12 protein-coding genes are annotated in these 17,663 nt (G+C 40.4%); 9 read left to right on the forward strand and 3 right to left on the reverse strand.

The features are described 5' to 3' along the window. Positions 1-124 precede the first annotated feature (124 nt). Positions 125-865 (forward strand): arginyltransferase, encoded by a 741-nt coding sequence (locus N5852_RS07265; RefSeq protein WP_262097166.1) that lies wholly within the window; start codon positions 125-127, stop codon positions 863-865. Here the strand turns inward: N5852_RS07265 and N5852_RS07270 are convergent. From N5852_RS07270 to erpA, 3 genes are all read right to left on the reverse strand, one after another. Then, complete coding sequence (locus N5852_RS07270; protein WP_262097167.1) at positions 862-1,950, reverse strand: AbrB family protein; 1,089 nt, start codon at positions 1,948-1,950, stop codon at positions 862-864. The genes N5852_RS07265 and N5852_RS07270 overlap by 4 nt on opposite strands. A gap of 188 nt (positions 1,951-2,138) precedes the next feature. Next, positions 2,139-3,122: an RgsD C-terminal domain-containing protein gene (locus N5852_RS07275; RefSeq protein ID WP_262097168.1), complete on the reverse strand. Its 984-nt coding sequence runs from the start codon at positions 3,120-3,122 to the stop codon at positions 2,139-2,141. 257 nt (positions 3,123-3,379) lie between these two features. Then, positions 3,380-3,703, reverse strand: coding sequence for an iron-sulfur cluster insertion protein ErpA (gene erpA / locus N5852_RS07280; RefSeq protein WP_262097169.1), 324 nt, complete (start codon positions 3,701-3,703; stop codon positions 3,380-3,382). A 186-nt stretch (positions 3,704-3,889) separates the two neighbouring features. Between erpA and N5852_RS07285 the strand changes: the two genes are divergently transcribed. The 8 genes from N5852_RS07285 to lpxA all read left to right on the forward strand — a co-directional run bounded on the left by N5852_RS07285 (position 3,890) and on the right by lpxA (position 17,660). Beyond that, positions 3,890-5,155 carry a deoxyguanosinetriphosphate triphosphohydrolase gene (locus N5852_RS07285; RefSeq protein WP_262097170.1) on the forward strand — a complete coding sequence of 422 codons (1,266 nt, stop codon included), beginning with the start codon at positions 3,890-3,892 and terminating at the stop codon, positions 5,153-5,155. A gap of 82 nt (positions 5,156-5,237) precedes the next feature. Beyond that, positions 5,238-6,992 carry an arginine--tRNA ligase gene (argS, locus tag N5852_RS07290; RefSeq protein WP_262097171.1) on the forward strand — a complete coding sequence of 585 codons (1,755 nt, stop codon included), beginning with the start codon at positions 5,238-5,240 and terminating at the stop codon, positions 6,990-6,992. Between the two features lie 277 nt (positions 6,993-7,269). After that, positions 7,270-10,236: an SPOR domain-containing protein gene (locus tag N5852_RS07295; protein WP_262097172.1), complete on the forward strand. Its 2,967-nt coding sequence runs from the start codon at positions 7,270-7,272 to the stop codon at positions 10,234-10,236. Between the two features lie 335 nt (positions 10,237-10,571). Continuing rightward, entirely contained in the window at positions 10,572-11,690 is a 1,119-nt protein-coding gene (gene rseP / locus N5852_RS07300) for an RIP metalloprotease RseP (protein WP_262097173.1), read from the forward strand. A 552-nt stretch (positions 11,691-12,242) separates the two neighbouring features. Further along, the gene (gene bamA, locus N5852_RS07305) at positions 12,243-14,672 is read left to right on the forward strand and encodes an outer membrane protein assembly factor BamA (protein WP_262097174.1); all 2,430 of its coding nucleotides are present in this window, start codon (positions 12,243-12,245) and stop codon (positions 14,670-14,672) included. A gap of 40 nt (positions 14,673-14,712) precedes the next feature. Then, positions 14,713-15,759 (forward strand): UDP-3-O-(3-hydroxymyristoyl)glucosamine N-acyltransferase, encoded by a 1,047-nt coding sequence (gene lpxD, locus N5852_RS07310; RefSeq protein ID WP_262097175.1) that lies wholly within the window; start codon positions 14,713-14,715, stop codon positions 15,757-15,759. Further along, positions 15,759-16,226, forward strand: a complete 468-nt coding sequence (gene fabZ / locus N5852_RS07315; protein WP_262097177.1) for a 3-hydroxyacyl-ACP dehydratase FabZ — start codon at positions 15,759-15,761, stop codon at positions 16,224-16,226. Before lpxD ends, fabZ begins: the two co-directional genes overlap by 1 nt. A 615-nt stretch (positions 16,227-16,841) precedes the next feature. Beyond that, entirely contained in the window at positions 16,842-17,660 is an 819-nt protein-coding gene (lpxA, locus tag N5852_RS07320; protein WP_262097178.1) for an acyl-ACP--UDP-N-acetylglucosamine O-acyltransferase, read from the forward strand. The last annotated feature ends 3 nt before the right edge of the window (positions 17,661-17,663 follow it).

A 17,663-nucleotide genomic window follows, 5' to 3' on the forward strand; every position in this document is an offset into this window, starting at 1 on the left:
GAGTATAAAATTCAAGATTATGCTCGAAATGAAAAATAATCGATTTTATGCATAAATTCAACTTGATAGCCACTTGTTAAATAGGCTAAAACAATAAAATATATCACAAAGAAATCTATTGCTGATGACAGATCAATTAACACAAACGCCTCAGTTTTTTTTGACTGCACCTGGTAAATGCCCTTATTTGCGGGGTAGGACCGAGCGCAAGGTGTTTACTTACCTAAATGGTGAAAGTGCAATCGAGCGCAATAATATGTTGACCTTTAATGGTTTTAGGCGTTCACAAAATATTGCTTATCGGCCAATTTGTGATGGTTGCAATGCATGTGTGTCTGTTCGAATCCCGGTTGATGATTTTAAAATGTCGCAATCTATGAAGCGCATCATCAATATGAATGGTGATCTCCTGTGTGAAGTGGTTGCTCCTAAAACTACTGATGAACAATTTGCTTTGTTTCGCACCTATCTTGATGGTCGTCATATGGATGGCGGTATGGCCAATATGAGTCGCGAAGATTTTCGAGTTATGGTTGAGGAAAGTCCCATAAATACATGTCTTTATGAGTATCGCTTAAAGAAAAATGATAACAATGAGGCGTGTTTAATTGCCGTTGCTTTGACTGATGTTTTGGCAGACGGCTTTTCAATGGTCTATTCTTTTTATGATCCGCAACAAACCAAGCGTTCTTTAGGTACTATGATGATTTTAGACCATATTATACGGGCTAAAAAGACAATGCTTCCTTATATTTATCTTGGATATTGGGTAAAAGGATCTAATAAAATGGATTATAAGCAAAAGTTTAAACCATTAGAATATTTATTCCGTGATAAGTGGGCAGAAATTCCACAAGAAGATTAATTGGTAATTTTACCTAAAATATATTTGGCACTAAAACGAGCAATGATTGGGCCAGTTATGGTAACAATAATAAAACGCACAGATTGATAAGCCATGACAAAAGGTAAATTAACATTTGTACTTGCTGCAATGATCGATATGGAATCGGCTCCACCAGGACTAGTCGCCAAATAGCTAGTTAACAAGTCAACATTAGCGAAATAACTCAAAGCAAGAGCAAAACCTCCGCATAAAACTATTAATGCGACGATAGAAATGAATAAAACTGGGATTGCATGCAAAGCATGCATCAAAATTGTTCGAGTAAATCTTAATCCTACCGTCCATCCAATGATTATATAACTTGTTGCCAAAATCCATGGTGGCAGCTCAAGCGTTATAAAACCAAAATCTTGCAGAAAAACAGCGATAAGAAAAGGAACGAGCATTCCACCTGCTGGAATGCGTGAATATTTTGCACCAAGCGAACCGCCAAAAGCGATTAGCAAAGTAATGGCAAATGCTTCCCATGACACGGTGGGAAAAAAATCAATTTCAAAGGCTGTATTGCCACTTGGGGAAACAAATCGAGCTAGGATAGAACCAAGGGCGGCAACTATGACAACACGCATATATTGCATAACTGCAACAAGACGCTCATCTGCTCCATAGGCTTCAGCCATGATGACCATGGTTGATGATCCTCCAGGTGCAGAGCCCCAAATTGCAGTAGTGCCGGGTAATATTTGTCTTTTTGTCAAAAATAAACCGATAAGGGTGGATGCGAAAATTACCGCAAAAACACCACTTAAAAATAAAGGTAGGTCGTGCCAGACTTCTAAAACTATTTCTGGTTTTATTGCTCGCGCAATCATACAACCCACTATACCTTGTGCCAAGGTAAAAAACAGTTTGGGTATTTTGGTTTCTACATTACTAACGGCAAGGATAATAGCAGAAATCATTGGCCCTAACAAAAGCGCTGCTGGTATGTGAGCAAGCTCTAGGCCAATAATGGCAATTGCTGTGAAAGCAAACAAGCATAGCCATTTTAATGGCTTTGGAAGATTGACTAGATCAGGCCATTTCAATTTATTCCATGACATGAATATTCAATCGCCTTCTGCTGCCGCTTAACATGCTAAATTAAGTCGAACAATTAATAATTAAAATATCTGCTTATTTTTGCTCTAACAATTATTTTTAATTATTTAAAATATTGATTTCTTTCAAGTGATTTTTTGGTGAACAAGAATCGAATAGGCAAGATTTAAAGACCAATTGATGCTCGGTGTTAGTCAAAGTCACCATTACTATGAACATAGTTTTGTGGTGATGCTACAATCTCAACTTCGCTGTCTTTACCTGATTGAACAGTAAACTCTTTTTGGTAGATCTGATCCTTATTCTTGGCAATTGCTACATAATCGCCTTCAGATAATACAATATAAACATAGGCATTAGCAGTTTCGCGGACGATGTCGCCAGAATCATTTTGGATAACCCAGCTCGTATCGGCTAATGCTTCGCCACCTGCTTCCCTTACCAGTTTAAGCGTTATTTGGGCGGCATAATGCTCCAGCTTTACCTCGGTTAATTTACCGCCCTCTACGGTGACATTGGTTCTTGAAATTGCATTGGCATTTCCATAGCTAGAAACAACATGATATTGGCCAGCGCTAAGCCGAATTATGGCATTGGCCTTAACGTTGCGCATAATCAAGGCCTGCTCGTTATTTTCGTTATCCCCTGCATAAATAGAAAATGTTAACCGACTTTCATTCAGCTTTCCATTGGGGTTTGTTGCTTTAACCTCTATACCGCCAGCATTTAAAACCAAGTTTTCATGATAGTTTTTTTTGTCTTCAACAAGAATCTTTTTGGTAATGCCGGCACGGCCAAAAGCTGCATGAATAAGATATTCTCCTGCAGGCAAATTAAAACTGACACTGCCGCCTTCTTTAGCTGCGATAAGTGGCAAAGTATCATTGTTGCCGCCAGTCGGCGAAAATATGCGCCAAACAATTCCTTTGGTAATTGGAGCCGATTTTTCCGTAAGTCTTGCCTCTAATTCAACCGTACTTGATCCAAGCAGAGGATTGAAAGGGTAATCAACAGTTCGGGAGCTATTAGTTTCTCCATCATTTGAGGTTGGGTTGCTTATTGAAGGCAAATTATGAACATCATTGCCTCCGCCACTAATAGTTTGCCCTAAAACTATGGGTGTCCAAAATAAAGAAAAACTTAAAATGAGTAGGGAGCGGAGAGAAAAATACAAGCTTGTCACCTTAATAAAATTTCTTAATATTTATAAATAATATATTGATAATACAATTCAATTTTCTTTTTATTAATCGATAGGATAAAACTAAACAAGTAACTATTGGGTGGTTTGTTGCGATAAGTATATCTTATAGAAAACACGCTATCTTTTAACTTGATACAGCTTTAATAATCAAAATTGATAGAGGATCATGCTAAAATCAAATGCTCTTTTCCACTGTAGTTTAAATTGTAATCTAAATTGAATGTAATCTAAATTGAAAAACTTGTACCGCAACCACAAGATGACACAGCGTTGGGATTGTTGATTTGAAATGCTTGTCCCATCAGATCGTCAACAAAATCAATTTCTGATCCTTCGATAAAAGGGAGAGAAATTGAATCAATTAAAATCTGCGCGCCATTTTTTTCAATAACAAAGTCGTCCTCATTTTGTGCATCGACAAGTTCATATTTATAAGAAAAACCAGAACAACCACCACCCTCTACCGAAATACGTAGAGCTGTTTTATCGGGTTCCTTGGCAAGGATTAAATTTATCCGCTTGGCTGCAGAATCTGATACCGCGACACTCATTTGTCTTATTCCTTACGTAAGCGTCTAAAGCGCATTTACTTAAAATTGGATAAGTAAAGTGCCTAGTGCTCTGTTTTTTTGCATTTTTATCAATAAAACGCTTCATACCTATTCGAAAATGCACTAGCCTATTGGCAAGCAAGTCAAACCGTTCTTTAAATCTAAGGCGAGATTAGGTAAAGTGCAATGGAATTAGCAAAAAAAGAAAAAATTAACAGTATTGGTTACGGATATGAACCGCGAGCTGCTTTTGCTACCCTGCCAGCTTTAAGTCGTGGACGGTTAATCGCAGAAAGCGAAAGTGCAACTAGAACGCCGTTCCAAAGGGATAGGGATAGGATAATTCACTCCAATGCATTTCGGCGATTAAAACATAAAACCCAGGTTTTTGTTGCAGCTGAGGATGATCATTATCGAACCCGCCTTACCCACAGCATTGAAGTGTCGCAAATTGCACGCGCGCTTGCTCGCGCCCTGCGGCTTGATGAAGAGCTGGCAGAAGCCATTGCACTTGCTCATGATTTCGGCCATACGCCTTTTGGTCATGCAGGAGAGGATGCTTTAAATGAGATGATGGCAACTTACGGCGGATTTGACCATAATGCCCAAGCCCTCCATATAGTAACTGCTCTTGAACATCGTTATGCCGGCTTTAATGGATTAAACTTAACTTGGGAAACGCTTGAGGGTTTAGTTAAGCATAATGGTCCTTTGGTTGGGCAATATTCCAAAAAAGAGGCACTTTCGCCTATTATTAAAAATTTCAATAAAGTTTTTGATTTGCATTTAGATCAATTCGCAGGACCAGAAGCACAATGCGCTGCAATTGCCGATGATATTGCTTATAATGCTCATGATATAGATGATGGTTTAAGAGCAGGTTTAATTACAATCGAGCAGCTTAGAGATGTCCAATTAACGGCTCGCCTTATTAGCCAAGTGGAAACTGCCATTGATAAAGCTAATGATGGGTATAAAATATCGGATTTTGATAAGGGTGATGTTGCCTATCAACGTGTTGCCTATGAAATTGTGCGCAGGCAGATAACTATAATGGTGGAAGATGTAATACAAGAATCTATTCGGCGCCTAAATGACATTAATCCCCAAAGTGTCGATGATATTTATCGCGCAGATCAAGCGGTAATTAGCTTTTCAAACGAAATGCGCAATGAAGAAAAATACTTGAAAAAATTTTTGTTTGACAACCTATATTATCATGAAAAGGTTTTGGTGCAACGGCGCAAGGGCGAACTTATGGTCAAGGCATTATTTAATGCCTATATGAATGACTTTACTCTTTTACCCATTGATTGGCAAAATCAGATCAGTAGTCAAAAAGATTTGCGGCAAACAGATTTAGCTCTCGCTATGGTTATTTCTGATTTTTTGTCAGGTATGACTGACCAGTATGCGATAAGAGAATATGAACGTCTGTTTGACCAGACATGAAAATTCATTTAAACAGTGCGAAATAGTTGTTTGGGCGATGAATCCTATCAAGGCTCGTCTGGTGGATAATGGAATTAAGTGAATGAATATTTTTACCGTATTTGAGAAGCGCGTTAAAGAAATATTGGAAAAATCCGATATTAAATCGCCAGATGGTGAGGTTCTAGACTTTGGGCGCGTAGCTGTGGAGGCTCCACGCGATCCATCCCATGGTGATCTTTCTACGAATGCGGCTATGGTTCTTGCTAAGGCTGTTGGCATTAATCCACGTGAATTAGCTGCACGCTTGGTACCACTTATCGAGCAAAGCGATGATGTTGCAAGTGTGAATGTTGCAGGGCCTGGTTTTATTAATATTCACTTGACGGATAATTTTTGGCGCAGCCTATTGGCGCAAATCAATGTTGAAGGCAAATTATTTGGTCGTTCGACCATGGGGCTTGGCAAAAAGGTCAATATTGAATATGTGTCAGCTAATCCAACTGGTCCGTTACATGTCGGTCATTGTCGGGGCGCAGTTGTTGGTGATGCGCTTGCCAATTTGTTAAGTTTTGCAAGTTTTGATGTTGTCAAAGAATATTACATTAATGATGCGGGCGGGCAGATTAATGTTTTGGCTGATTCTGTTATTTGGCGTTACAAAGAAGCCTTGGGTCTTGTATCATTGCCCGTTGCCGATGGTCTTTATCCAGGTAATTATCTTGTGCCTGTTGCTAAAGAGCTTGTTGCAGAGTTTGGCGATAGTTTACTTAAACAGGATGAAGATCAGCGTTTGGCTTTAGTCAAAGAACGTGTCATTAATGCAATGATGCAGCTTATTCGTGATGATCTTGCTGCAATTAATATCCACCATGATGTATTTTTCTCGGAGCGTACTTTGCATGCCGATGATGAAAAAGCTATTAGATCAACCATTAATGATCTAACAATGCGTGGATTTGTTTATAAAGGTAAATTACCGCCCCCAAAAGGTATGCCTAGCGAAGATTGGGAAGATCGCGAACAGATTTTGTTGCGTTCCACCGATGTTGGTGATGATATTGATCGTCCCTTAATGAAGTCCGATGGTAGTTACACCTATTTTGCCGCCGATGTTGCTTACTTTAAAGATAAGTTCGAGCGCGGATTTAATGAAATGGTTTATGTGCTTGGTGCCGATCATGGTGGTTATATAAAGCGTTTGGAAGCTGTGGCAAAAGCTGTCGCAGGTGATAAAGCTCACTTAACTGTACTTATTTGCCAATTGGTAAAGCTTTATCGAAATGGTGTTCCATTTACCATGGGTAAAAGGACTGGCAACTTCGTAACACTTCGTGATTTAATTGATGAAGTCGGCCCCGATCCAGTGCGCTTCATGATGCTTTACCGCAAACCTGATGCGCCGCTTGATTTTGATTTTGATAAGGTGACCGAGCAATCTAAGGATAATCCGGTGTTTTATGTGCAATATGCGAGTGCTCGTTGCCACTCCATTTTGCGTCAGGCGTTCGATGTTCATGGCTTTGATAAGGTTGATGATAGTGTCACTTCTCCTTATCTTCATCATCTTGTCGACGAAAGTGAACTAACACTTATTCGTAAATTGGCAGAATATCCGCGAGTTGTTGAGCAGGGCGCGTTGCACCAAGAACCGCATCGTATTGCGTTTTATCTTTATGATCTTGCAAGCGCATTCCATGCCCATTGGAATAAGGGGAATGATGCCCATAACCTTCGTTTCGTGCAAGATGATAAAGAAATTACCCTTGCTCGTCTTGGTTTGGTATGTGCCGTGCGAGATATTATTGCGTCTGGTTTAAATATTATCGGTTCTGAGGCGTTAACTCAATTACGATAAGTTAATAAATTTGTTTAATAATTGCATAAAGTGGGGAATTGGTAGATGCATATCCCCCACTTATTTGTTATAGTTAATATGTTGTTGAGTTTTGACAATGTGGGGTTAAAATCGGGGAAATTTATTTGCTGATCTAATTAGATTTGAAAAATCGCCTTCTGTGTATTTCATAAAGTCAATAATTAGGTTATTGAAATTTAGAATCTTTTCTTTAGATTGCCTGCCAACGTGTTAAAAATCAGGCAATATTGCTTTGCCCGATGAATTAGGATGCAAAATGACTGACTTTGAGCGTAAACCTGGCGATAAAAAGAATATAAATTCCACTGGATCAGATCCTATGATGGAATTGACGCGTTTGTTGGGTCGCAACAACCTTTCATCGGGTCATCAAGTTGACAGGAATGCTGCTTCATCGCCCGTTGAGCAAGATCAGTGGCGTAACGAAGATGCCGGTTTTAATCCATATAATGCGAATAACTCCACTTCATCTGAATATAGTCAAGGTGTAGGCAATGCTTATGCAGAAGACAATGATCCAATTTATCCGCAGCAGGAAAATGCCTACTGGTCTGATGAAGGTGATGTTTCATCAACTGGGCTTTATGCTGCTGCTGGAACTTTTGACAGCTCAAATTATTCAACAAATGCGAATTATGATCAGCAGCAACCTGATAATTTTTATACAGAGACCAGCTATTCAGACGATAGTACACAAGGTTATGGTTGGAGCGAGTCAGGTGGTGCGCCGCTCTCACAAGATTATGGCTATAATGCATCAGGTGAGCTAGATAGCCAGCTAGATAATGCGTTTTATAATGATAAGGCTTTGCCCACGCAAGGCTATTCAGTAGATCGCGACTTTGATGCAGGTACTCATTCTTATTCGTCTAATTACCAACAAAATAATGTTGCTGATGAAGAGACATATTGGGCAAATGGTTCTGGCGAAGCTCCATCGTATGACAATAGTGCTGTTGAAGGACAACAATGGACGCAGTCGCTTGATGAAACTGAACAATTTGAAAACGAATATGGTTTTGAGCCCAATGAGGGTGTTTACCGAAACGATCCCATTTCGCAATTATCCTATGATGAAACTGTTGTTGGAGAAAATGGCTTCACTAATCAACAAGGATTGAGCGATGGAGGGGCATTAAATGAGTCGTATTACGTTGAGGGGCCTCAATTTGTTGATGAGTTGTCGCAGGGGCAAACTTATGTAGCTCAGCCTGTTGATGAACATAGTGAATTTGATTTTGCTCAACAGACCGGCCAGCAATATCAGGCATCTGATTTTGAGACTGGTCGGCCATTGGGATCAATTATTGCGCCAATGCGTATGACAACAAAACCACAATCTTTTCTGGGTTATGGTCAGGCTGTTGCTGTTTTACCCTCGCTAGGTGAGGTGAAGGATTCGCCAAGGCAAGCCAATAAATCGAATGCTAAAGCAGGGCTTTCTCTTGGTCGTAGCAATGCAGTCGAGGTAAATAGGTCTTCAAATAAAACCCAGTCTGCCAGCAGTAACGCGCCGATAGGTCGTGGGGTTAATCCATTTACCTTGGATAGAACTCCGCAACATAGCCAAGTCGCACCGCAAACTCACGATGGTAACGATTTTGAGGATGCGCTTAATGATTTCAATCTTACTATAAAAGGCGATGGAAAAAAACGGTATAAACGCGATCCAAATCTAAGAACAGTTCGTCCAGATCAAAATGCTGTTCCTGAAACACAAAGTTTTGATTTGCCATCAGTTAATTATGGCGATGTGAGGCAAACTAACAATATAGATAATGCATTAGATCACGAGTTTTCCGACGTGTTATCCTCAGGCCTTCATGATACGACTGTTACGTCCTATGGTGATCCAATTCATGGTTCTTCCGGAGGGCTTGATGTATCAGTTGGTGGGACGCAAGATTCTGGATTTACGAATACTGCCCATTCTCAAGAAGGATCTTTACCTTTTGATGCAACAGCAGCTGATGCAAGTAAATATGATTGGGGTGCATCAGAAGGCGCTAATAAAAATACGGTTCAAAGATCTGGAGCCGTAAAGAAAATAGTGCTGTTGTTGGGGCTTTTGGCAATAATTCTTGCTGCTATTGGAGTATATTATGCATTTTTCACGGGTAGTGATGCCCCTAGTCAGCCCGTAGTGATCCATAGAGATGAGGGGGATGTGAGGGTTGCACCTCAAGGAGATTCTGCTGCATCCGATGTCAATGAAGATCGCGCCATTTACAACCGGGGTGACAACAGCGCAACTACAGCAGCGGGGCAGTCACAGCTTGTTGACCAAAGTGAAACCCCAGTGGATCTTGATAAGGTAGATGAGCAAGCTCCCCATGCTAATGAAGCTAGTCTTGAGCCCAATTCGGTAGAAGCACGCGTTTTACAGGCCACTGAAAATAGTCTTTCTGTTCATGAAGTGCCGACAGTTACTATTCGTGACAGAGAAAATGTAAGTGGTGATGATATTAATTCTATAATTGCCAATGATCGTGATGATGTGCTGGTGCCGGGTCAAACATTTAAAGAGCATTTGCAGTCGCAGAGTTCAAAGCCACAACCATTGCCAAGTGTTGATTTGCAATCGGATTCACCCGTTTATGCGAATACCGATATTCAAGGGAATGGCGGTAATGCTGCATCTTTATCAGATGACAATACAAATGCGCAAAGTGGTGCGGGTGATAGGCAGCTATCTTCTACTTCAGGAGGAGAGACTGATGTTAACAGCTCGCAAAATGCGCAAGTTGATAATAATGGTGATACAGTTGGTGGATTAGCATCACTTTCTGCTAATAATAATGGTGTTGCACCAAACCAATTAGGCGAATCGCCAGTTTTATCAGGTTCTAATGCTTCGGCTAATGATGTGGCAACGGGAGCTCCGGCTCAATCATCGCATCAAACTACTTCCACTCAAGTGGTCGGTACTGACCATAATCAAACGGCTCAGGTCGGTGGCGCAACCCTTCCAGCTGGTACTTTTTATGTGCAAATTGGCTCGCAGCCAAGCCGCGAAGCTGCCCAGCAGTCTCTTGCGGATATAAAAAGGCAGCCTCAGGCCAATTCAATCATTGGTAATCGTCAGGTGGTGATTGTTGCAGCTGACATTCCAGGACGCGGTACTTTTTATCGCGTTAGGGTAGTTGCCAGTAATCAAGCTGCGGCTAATCAACTATGTGAACAACTAAAGGGGCATCAAGTCAGTTGCTTTGTAGGTAAGTGATTTAAATATTTATCGCTATTGATTGGCTTATTTTTTAATATTGCTGCTAAACATAGTTAAAGTGATAATATATCTGTGCGTCTGCTTTACGAAGGACTTTTTTAAAATTTAGATTGGTTTACTTATCAGTCGATGAAATGGATATCTTGGTTTGTATATCTTCAATGAAGCGGCTCTCTTAATTGATTAACGCAAAAATTTAAGATTGGTATTTTTTGCTTTGGATCTTTTCGGCTGCTTTAATTTTCCTTTACAAAAGTAAAAATTGTAGGGGTTTATCGTGTTTGATTGCGCTCTCCTTTAGAATTATGTTTTCCAGTACTTGAAGGTGATTTTTGGAACTTCTTGATTTATTTTTTTCCATTGTAACTATTTTTATTCGTCTTTTTGGCGTGGTTGCAGTCTTTGTCGTTATTATTTTCATCCATGAGATGGGGCATTATCTCGTGGGTCGATGGTGCGGTATAGGCGCATCAGCGTTTTCAATAGGTTTTGGCCCGGAATTATGGGGATTTAATGATAGACGTGGTACGCGTTGGCGCGTGGCCGCTATTCCCTTGGGTGGGTATGTAAAATTTATTGGCGACGAAGATGCTGCAAGTATGACGACTAACGCTGCTAGCGCCCAACGTCCTGACTCCTTTGCGGCTGCGACTGCATGGAGGCGTGCGGCAACGGTTTTCGCAGGCCCATTATTCAACGGAATTTTGACTGTAGTTTTATTGTCAATTTTATTTTTTACTTCTGGACGAATTATATTGTCGCCAATTATTACGGATGTTTTACCGAACATGCCGGCTGCGGCTGCTGGATTTAAGCCAGGTGACAAAATTATTTCAGTGCAAGGTGAAAAAATTGCCAGCTTTAATGAAGTTTACCGTTATGTGATGATGCATGAAGGCGATAATATTGCCTTTGTTGTTGAACGCGGCGGTCAAACCATTGATTTAAATGTCGTCCCGCAAAATGTATCAATTGATGATGGAACTGGTTCTAAAATTAGAGTTGGACAAATCGGTATTTCTAGTAAGATTACGCCGGAAAATAGCAGCCGTGTTGAGTATGGGGTTTTTTCCGCTATAGGTGAAGGCTTTAAAGAAAGTAGCAATATTGTTATACAAACGGGAAAATTTTTAGGCCGCCTAATTGAGGGGCGTGCAGATCGCTGTCAATTAAGCGGGCCGGTTAAAAGCGTTCAGATTACCTGGAAAGTAACTGAATCTGGTTTTATCCAATTGGTTCAACTGATTGCTTTTTTCTCTTTGAGTATAGGCCTTTTTAATCTTTTACCTATTCCACCTCTTGATGGAGGGCATTTGCTGTTTTATGTCATAGAAGGTATTATCGGCAGACCTGTGAAGCCTGAACTTCAAGAAGCAGTGTTTAAGGGAGGATTACTCATAGTATTAGCTTTTATTTTGTTTGCCGTCATTAATAATATGATTCCGTGCTAAAAATGATGGATTGCAAGAAATTAGGGTTAAGTGGGTAAAAAGCGGATTTTATGATTTTAAACTAGATTTAACTGTAAACTGGAACCCAAAATCACAATGCTGACATGGTTTTGTGATTTCAAATTTCAAATAATTGGTTACATTTTTAATGGAATTTACTATTTTTCTAAAAAATTAAGTTTTTTTGTTTCAAGATTTGATAATTTGAGATATGAGGAACAAATGATTTTCTTGGTTTGCTATTAATAGGTAATATCAAGTTAGAAGAGTGTGATGCAAAATTATGGATAATTGATTTTGGGTTGCTACTAATTAGGGATAATTTATTTTAACCTTGGTTGTTTATTAAGAAAACAATAATGCTTTTACGATATAAAGGCAGGGATTTATAAACGGCGTGTTTGCGAAAGTGCTAGGCGTGACTTCTAAGTCACTATTGAAGTTAAATTGAAATAATTTTGTAAAACTAGTTGCTTGTCGTGGAAAAAACGCTAATAAATGTAATATCTATTCGGTTTATCCGGAATAATTGAAACAAGGGTATAAAAGCCAATGACGGCCAAAACAAAATTTCTTGGTGCAGCCTCAGCTCTTGCCTTAACAGTGGCGATTGCAGTTCCTTCAACGGTTGTGGTTTCTGTCTCTACTGTTAGTGTTGCGCAAGCTGCTGTTGTTAGTAGGGTTGAGGTTCGTGGTAATAAGCGTGTTGATGCGCAGACTATTCGCGATAATATTGGCATCACATCTGGCCGTAATTTTTCCAATAATGATATTGATGAGGCTTTGAAGCGTCTTTTCAATATGGGGCTTTTTTCCGATGTAACTATTCGCCAGCAAGGTAATAGTCTTGTTGTTAATGTTGTTGAATATGAAGTTGTTAATCAGGTTCTTTTTCATGGCAATAAGCGTATTAAAGATGCGGATCTAGAGCGGGTATTGTCCTTAAAGTCGCGTTCTCCATTTGATCGTGCTAAGCTTTTGTCGGATGAGGATACCATTAAGCAGGCTTATGCCTCAGTTGGCCGTGAAAGTGTTACTGTTAATGCTCAGACTGTAAATCTTGGTCAGGGGCGTGTTAATGTTGTTTTTGACATTAATGAGGGTGAACGCACCAAGATTAATGATATTGTTTTTGAAGGTAATCATGCCTTTGGTAACCGTCGTTTGCGTGACGTTATTACGACAAAGCGTAGTAATATGTTGTCATGGTTGACACGTGGTGATGTTTATACTCAGGATCGCTTAGAGGCTGATGAAGAAGCTCTTCGTCGTTTCTATTTTAATCGCGGTTACGCTGATTTCCGTGTTATTTCATCTAATGCAACTCTTGATCCAGCTACCAATAAATATACAATTAACTTTGTGATTGATGAGGGTCAGCGTTATCGCTTGGGTGATGTTCAGGTTGAAAGTACCGTTCCTGGTGTTGATACTGAGAGTATGGCTCGGGCGCTTAAAACACGTAATGGTGATGTTTATAGTGCAAAGCGGATTGAAGATACTGTTCTTGCTTTAAGTGATCGTATCGCTGATTCTGGTTATGCTTTTGCTAAGGTCGAGCCTTTAGGTAATCGTGATTTTAATAATCATACAATTTCCTTGGTTTATAGTGTAGATCAAGGTCCGCGTGCCTATGTTCAGCGCATTGAGATTCGTGGTAATAATAAGACGCGCGATTATGTTATTCGTCGTGAATTTGATTTGAGTGAAGGTGATGCCTTCAATCAGACTATGGTTCAGCGTGCAAAGCGTCGTCTTGAAGGATTGGGTTTCTTCCAGACTGTCAATGTGACGACTGCTCCCGGTTCTGAGCCGGATCAGGTGGTTCTTGTTGTTGATGTTGTAGAGCGTTCAACGGGTGAATTCTCTATTGGTGGTGGTTATACGACCGGTGGCGATAGTCCTGGTGCTTCAGTTGAAGCTTCGATTACAGAGCGTAACTTCCTTGGCCGTGGTCAATATGTTCGCTTAGGTGTTGGTGCGGGTCAAAATGATGCGCGTAATTATAATTTTTCTATTACCGAGCCTTATTTCTTAGGTTATCGTTTGTCTGCAGGTGTCGATGTGTTCCGTCGTACCTATCGTATGAATGATGATTATGATGTCCGTCAGACCGGTGGTACGCTTCGTTTCGGTATTCCTATTACTGACGAGTTAACCGCAAGTCTTGGTTATAATTATGTTGAAGAAGAATATAATCTAGATACCTCTTGGTTTAAAGGTCAGTATCCTGACACAATCAATGGTGAGACTGTTGTTGATCGCTATAAACAGTATCTTTATGGTGTTTACTCCGGTGCTATTATTGAAGCTTCTGAGCATAGTCCATGGCGTCGTTCTTCAATCAGTTATGGCTTGACTTATAACGCGATTGACGATCTTAAAAATCCCCACGATGGTCTATTCTTGCAAGTTTCTCAAGAATATGCAGGTCTTGGTGGCGACGCGGATTATTTGAAAACTTCTGGTAAGGCAATGCTTTACAAGACACTTTCAGAGCAATATGACGTTGTTGGTCTTGTAAGCGGTGGCGCCGGTTACATTCATGAAAATGGTGATGGCGGTACTCGTATTTTTGATATGTTCAAAAGTAATACGGATATGATTCGCGGTTTCAAGTTTAACGGTATCGGTCCAGTTCAATACTCAGCTAATGGCGATAAGTATTTCTTGGGTGGGACAACTTACATGAATGCAACCGCCGAAGTGCAATTCCCTATGCCTATCGTACCAGATAGCTTGGGTATGCGTGGCGCGTTGTTTGCTGATGCGGCTACCCTATACGGTAATAATTATACGCCGACAGCTTCATTTGAAAATGCTGTTCTTAATACAAGTAGCTCATGGCGCTCTTCTGCTGGTGTCAGCTTGATGTGGAACTCACCATTTGGTCCACTGCGCTTTGATTATGCTTGGCCTATCAATAAAGAAAAAGCTGATCGTGTCCAGAACTTTAACTTTGGTGTTTCTACTAAGTTCTAATTCTCTTTCTCCTTGTTAAACAAGGAGAGAAAGTGTTTTGATGTTGGATACGAAGTTTTTTGTCCCATCTCAGGAGATGTCTGCCGGAAAGGCGGCATCTCTAACTGGTGCTCGGTTAGTGCAATCTGAAATGGCTGATATGGTTATAGATCGGCTTGCGCCGTTGGATAACTCCACTTCAGGTTGCTTAACTTTTATTGACAATAAAAAATACAGTGATTCGTTAAAGACGCTTGTCGCTTCTGCAATTTTCTGCCCGGAGCAATTAGTTAGCACTATTCCAGCAGGCATTGCGATTCTTGTATCGTCTAATCCCCATAGCGATTTTTCTCTTATTGGGCGTATCCTTTTTCCGCCAGCTGTAGAGCCTTATCCGTCGACTGGATGCTGGGGTATTTCCTCGCAAGCTCATATTGATACTAGTGCTCAGTTGGAAGACAATGTAACCATTGAAGCAGGTGCCGTTATCGGCAAAAATGTTGTAATTGGTGCTAATAGTGTTATTTCTGCTGCTTCGGTAATCGGTGAAAACTGCAAAATTGGGCGCAATTGTTATATCGCTCCCAATGTTTCTGTTCAATATTCTTTACTTGGCAATTATGTCTATCTTTATTCGGGCTGTCGCATAGGTCAAGATGGATTTGGTTATGTTGGTGGTGCACGAGGAATAGAAAAAGTGCCGCAACTTGGTAGAGTTATTTTGCAAGATCATGTTGAAATTGGGGCTAATTCAACGATAGATCGTGGCGCATTACGCGATACCATAATTGGCGAAGGTACTAAAATTGATAATTTGGTTCAGATCGCTCATAATGTGCATGTTGGCCGTTACTGCCTTATAGCTGCTCATTGCGGTATTGCTGGCAGTGTAACTATTGGTGACTTTACTCAATTGGGTGGACGTGTTGGACTTGCCGACCACACCGTAATTGGTTCCAATGTGCAAATCGCTGCTGCAAGTGGTGTTATGAATGATATTCCCGATGGCGAAAAATGGGGCGGTATTCCTGCTCGGCCGTTCAAACAATGGTTTAGGGAAGTTGCTGCCTTGCGCAGTATCGGCCGTCAACCCAAGGAGAAAAAATAATGAGTGCCAGTGATACGGGCGTTGTTTTGACATCAATGGATATTATGGCGATTCTTGCAACTTTGCCGCATAGATATCCGTTTTTGCTCATTGACCGAATTATCAATGTTGAAGCCGATGATTCAGCAACAGGTGTGAAAAATGTGACTATCAATGAACCACATTTTACTGGTCACTTTCCTGAAAATCCGATCATGCCAGGCGTTTTAATTATTGAAGCCATGGCGCAGACTGCGGGTGCTATTTGCCTTCATGCGCGTGGTGTAGATCGTCCAGGTGTAGTCTATTTTATGACTATTGATAATGCTAAGTTTCGTAAACCGGTTGTACCTGGTGATCAGTTACTTTTACATGTCAAAAAGATGAAAAGTCGCGGCAATATTGTTAAGTTTGCATGTACCGCTGAGGTTGATGGAGACAAGGTTGCAGAAGCTGAGGTTACTGCAATGATTGATACCAAGGGGTGAGTTTTTAGCTACGTTGCCTTTTTGTCCAAGGTGATATGTCGATTATAAAATGATTGTTGGAGGCTTTTAGCTCGCTAATTATTATTTGAGGTTGATATAAATTCGAGGTTGGCTATTGTATTTATGTGCGAATTTAAAGGCGAATATTACTGATTAGGTTACTGTTTTTATTTCATCTTATAGCGTTTAAATGCTGGCTATTCTCGGTAATAAATTGGAAGATTATTAGATCGCCATCGTTTGCAAAACAATTTTAAATTTTTGAGATGAGATTTAAGGTTCTGCGGAGCAATGTTGTGTAGGCGCTGTGCAAGCGTGTTTTTGCCAATATGCTCCTTTACCCCCCCAAAAAAATTTTCGGCTCAAATAATTTATTTTGACGCTAGAGATAAAATATCGTTCAAAGCCTCTTTCGTTATTTTTTAGGTAGAAGGCATGCTAATACGGATTAAGTGAATATTGGGTTTTACCAATATAATATTTGTTTGTGCGACGCGATATTTTCAAATATATAATAGCAATGTTTTGTTCCAATTAGATAAGCTATTTTGATGCTTTATTAGTAATTGGATGTATAATATATTTTCAAATAAAACTAAATGAAGGTGACTTATTATGGCTGTTGCTCAAATTCATCCAACTGCATTGGTTGAGCCTGGTGCCAAGCTTGGCGACAATGTTGTTATTGGTCCATTTTGCCATATTAGTGCTGACGCCGAGATTGGCAATAATTGTGAAATAATGAGTCATGTGGTGATTATGGGCGCTACTCATTTAGGTGAGGGGGCAAAAGTTTATCCGCATGCAATTTTAGGTGCAGATCCACAAAATAATAAGCATAAGGGTGGTCGCACTACTCTTGTTATTGGTAAAAACTGTATCATCCGCGAGGGTGTCACCATGCATCGTGGTTCTGACAACTCCTTGGGAACGACTATTGTTGGTGATGATTGCCAATTTCTTGCTTATGCGCATGTAGCACATGATTGCGTATTAGGAAATCACGTCACATTTTCAAATAATGTTATGATTGGCGGCCACGTAGTTATTGGGGATCATGTGATTATCGGTGGTGGTGGCGCGGTGCACCAGTTTGCTCGTGTTGGTCATCATGCCTTTGTTGGTGGGTTAGCAGCTCTTGTCGGGGATCTTATTCCTTTTGGTAGCGCAATCGGCGTCCATGCGCATCTTGGGGGGCTCAATATCATTGGTATGAAGCGTTCAGGGTTGCAACGATCTGAGATTCATGCCATGCGCCATGCCGTAAATATGCTTTTTGATCGTACCAAGCCTATTCGTGAGCGTGCCGAGGATGTACGCCAAGAGTATCCATCGTCCATCGCTGTCGCTGATATGTTGAGCTTCATCGAAAATCGCGGCAAACGGTCTTTTTGTACACCAAAATTGGATATTGAAATGAGTGATAGTGATTAATTA

This window comes from Bartonella sp. HY328, from assembly GCF_025449335.1.
GTDB lineage: Bacteria > Pseudomonadota > Alphaproteobacteria > Rhizobiales > Rhizobiaceae > HY038.

What these genes read in the sequence shown, in the direction of transcription:
- N5852_RS07265 (WP_262097166.1), top strand. Translation starts at nt 125, where the DNA reads ATGACAGATCAATTAACACAAACGCCTCAGTTTTTTTTGACTGCACCT.
- N5852_RS07270 (WP_262097167.1), bottom strand. Translation starts at nt 1,950, where the DNA reads ATGTCATGGAATAAATTGAAATGGCCTGATCTAGTCAATCTTCCAAAG.
- erpA (WP_262097169.1), bottom strand. Translation starts at nt 3,703, where the DNA reads ATGAGTGTCGCGGTATCAGATTCTGCAGCCAAGCGGATAAATTTAATC.
- N5852_RS07285 (WP_262097170.1), top strand. Translation starts at nt 3,890, where the DNA reads ATGGAATTAGCAAAAAAAGAAAAAATTAACAGTATTGGTTACGGATAT.
- argS (WP_262097171.1), top strand. Translation starts at nt 5,238, where the DNA reads ATGAATATTTTTACCGTATTTGAGAAGCGCGTTAAAGAAATATTGGAA.
- N5852_RS07295 (WP_262097172.1), top strand. Translation starts at nt 7,270, where the DNA reads ATGACTGACTTTGAGCGTAAACCTGGCGATAAAAAGAATATAAATTCC.
- bamA (WP_262097174.1), top strand. Translation starts at nt 12,243, where the DNA reads ATGACGGCCAAAACAAAATTTCTTGGTGCAGCCTCAGCTCTTGCCTTA.
- lpxD (WP_262097175.1), top strand. Translation starts at nt 14,713, where the DNA reads ATGTTGGATACGAAGTTTTTTGTCCCATCTCAGGAGATGTCTGCCGGA.
- fabZ (WP_262097177.1), top strand. Translation starts at nt 15,759, where the DNA reads ATGAGTGCCAGTGATACGGGCGTTGTTTTGACATCAATGGATATTATG.
- lpxA (WP_262097178.1), top strand. Translation starts at nt 16,842, where the DNA reads ATGGCTGTTGCTCAAATTCATCCAACTGCATTGGTTGAGCCTGGTGCC.